Source organism: Streptomyces botrytidirepellens, from assembly GCF_003721215.1.
In the GTDB taxonomy this organism is placed as follows: Bacteria; Actinomycetota; Actinomycetes; order Streptomycetales; family Streptomycetaceae; genus Streptomyces; species Streptomyces himastatinicus.
This window is the reverse complement of the sequence record NZ_RIBZ01000533.1, coordinates 1-2,545: the sequence shown is the minus strand read 5'-3', so window position 1 is coordinate 2,545 and position 2,545 is coordinate 1. Positions and strand designations below refer to the sequence as shown.

Sequence of the window (2,545 nt, the reverse complement as noted above, 5' to 3'; positions counted from 1 at the left end):
GGTCGGGTAGCCGGAGACCATTGCTGATCCCCGGCCCCCTCAGAACCGGACGTGCGAGCTTTCCCCGCATCCGGCTCAAGCAAGCCACGAGGGCTTCGCAGGTCAGCAGGGTTACGTGGTCCTTTTGCTGTCGCCAGCGTGGTGCTGTCGATGGCATTCGGAGTGCACGAGGCGAAGGTTGTTCCGCTCGTCCGTTCCGCCGTCTCGTCGGTAGGTGAAGTGATGCTTGTGGAGCATCTTCTTCGAGGCCGCGAACCAGTTGATCCACTCGCGTGGACTGTCCGGTTCGTACTCGGCTCCGACGATCAGCGCCTGCTTGCAGAGAGGACAGAGCCCCTGCTGCCGGACCGCCAGGAGAAGACTCGTCTTGTCCATCGGCGGTGGCGCCTTCCTGCGGCGGCGGTCCCGCCAGTACTCGGTCAGCGCGGGGTCGTCCGGGGACGCTCCGCCCTTGACGAGCTGGTGGCGGACGATGCCGGTCCAGGCGAATTTGATGAGGAACGCGCCGCTGTCGCGGTCGCCAAACACCCACCGGTCTCGCCGGGACGGGTGGAATCTGCCGAAGTACCGGGCCGCGACCCAGTGACTCGACTTGTTGCGGTGACGGCGCCTGGCCCATTTGAAGGTCAGCCGCCACATGTAGTGATCCAGCGACGAGAACGTCGTCGTGGATGCCACCGCCCGGTAGTAGGCGGCCCAACCGCGAACGATCGGGATCAGCCTGCGCAACACGGCCTCGGCATTGGACCCGTGCAGGGTCTTCACCTCGGTCCGTAAGCGCGCCCGGAGCCTCGCGCAAGCCGCTGTGCTCGGCTTGATGATCAGCTTTCCGCCCGTGCGGCGGACGGTGAAACCGAGGAAGTCGAACCCCTTATCGAGGTGGACGACCTGGGTCTTCTCCTCGTTGAAGCGAAGACCCCTCGGCGCCAGCCAGTCCTCCAGCCGGGCCCTGACCTGGTGCACCTGTTCCTCGTCGTGACAGAGCACGACGAAGTCGTCGGCATACCTCACCAGCACCGGAGTGCCCGGCATCGCGCCGGGCTCGCGCCCAGCCCGAACCGTGTATTGGCACCCTGCGGCCTGCTCCAGTCCATGCAGAGCAACGTTCAGCAACAGCGGGCTGATCACACCGCCTTGAGGAGTGCCCTCCTCGGTCGGTGCGAACCGGCCGCGGTCGACCACGCCCGCCTTCAGCCAGCCGCGGATCAGGTCCCTGGCCGGGAACTGGCCGAGCATGGTCATGAGGTGGTCATGGTCGATGCGGTCGAACGCCGCCGACAGGTCCGCGTCCAAGACCCACAGACGCTTCGGGTTCTTGCCCTTCACCGTCCAGAAGATCGCGGATATCGCGTCCTGGCAGCTGCGGCCGGGCCGGAAGCCGTAGGACCTCGGCTCGAACCGCGCTTCCCACTCGGGCTCCAGCGCGTTCTTCACGCGGGCCTGGAGGACCCGGTCACGGATGACCGGGATGCCGAGCGGCCGCTGTTTCCCGTTGCTCTTCGGGATGAACACTCGCTTGACCGGCCTGGCCTTCCAGGGCTTCGACGACCGATGGATCTCGGCCGCCAACGTGCCTCTCGACTTCGGCGTGAGGGCCCGTTCCCCGTCGATGCCAGCGGTCTCGCGACCACTGCTCTGCTGTGTCACCCGCTTCACGCTGATCAGCGTGTTGCTGCGGCTTCTCAGCATGAGCTTCTGCAAGTTGCGGACCTTCTTGAGGTCCCCGTCCTGCGTTGCCTTGAAGATCCTCTGCCTCAGCCGCCGTACGTTCTCCTCGCAGGTGGCCCAGTCGATGCCGTGCCAGTCGAGTAAGACGTCCTCGGGTCCGTTCACCGCAGGCGAGGACGTCACAGCAGGTGCCGTGATCTCCATGTTCGCCTCCGGTGTCTAACTTGTCCTTTGGTTCGAGCGTCCTTGCAGTGGTGACTTCAAAGGCTCACCTGATCCACGTGGGCGCCCTTTCGGGCCGAACCAACTCAGGTCCGTATCCGGCGAGTTATGCGAGGGACGGATGAAGGTCCCGTCTCCCGGTTTCCTCTGGCCTTTCGGCCCGCCGGCCTTCGCTTCTTGGATCTTCCTTCTCCCGCCGGGGACTTCAGCCTTCCTTGCGGTCGACCTACCAAGCCGTTGGCCTGGACCCCGTCGGGGTTTCCACGTTCCGCACCAGTAAGACGCGGCTGGGGTGGGCGCCCCCTCTACCCCGGGACCAGCGGTGTCCTCCCTCCGGGCTCAGTTACCCGATGGTCGCTTGGTGCCTCACAGCACCGGGTCCTGTGACCGCCGCCAACACGCCATCGCGCGGTCCTATAGTCACGGGGCATCATCAAGGGTTCACTTGCGTTCGCCCGTCCAGCCTTCCCCTCACCTGTTGCACCCCGATGGCCGGGACGCCCTTGGGCTTGAACGCTCCGCTTCACACCCCGCCGTTACCAGCGGCGCATGGGAGCGCGGGGACGGGCCCTGGACACTGGCCCGAAGTTCAGCCGATCGATACCTCCTTCACGTGGCTGTCCTTACTTACCTGGAGCGACTTCGTGTCGCACAC

At 65.5% G+C, this 2,545-nt stretch carries 1 protein-coding gene; it reads right to left on the bottom strand.

The window, feature by feature from the left end; all coding sequences use genetic code 11:
* Positions 1 to 111: 111 nt before the first annotated feature.
* Entirely contained in the window at positions 112 to 1,872 is a 1,761-nt protein-coding gene (ltrA, locus tag EEJ42_RS32430; RefSeq protein ID WP_123105501.1) for a group II intron reverse transcriptase/maturase, read from the bottom strand.
* Positions 1,873 to 2,545: the final 673 nt, after the last annotated feature.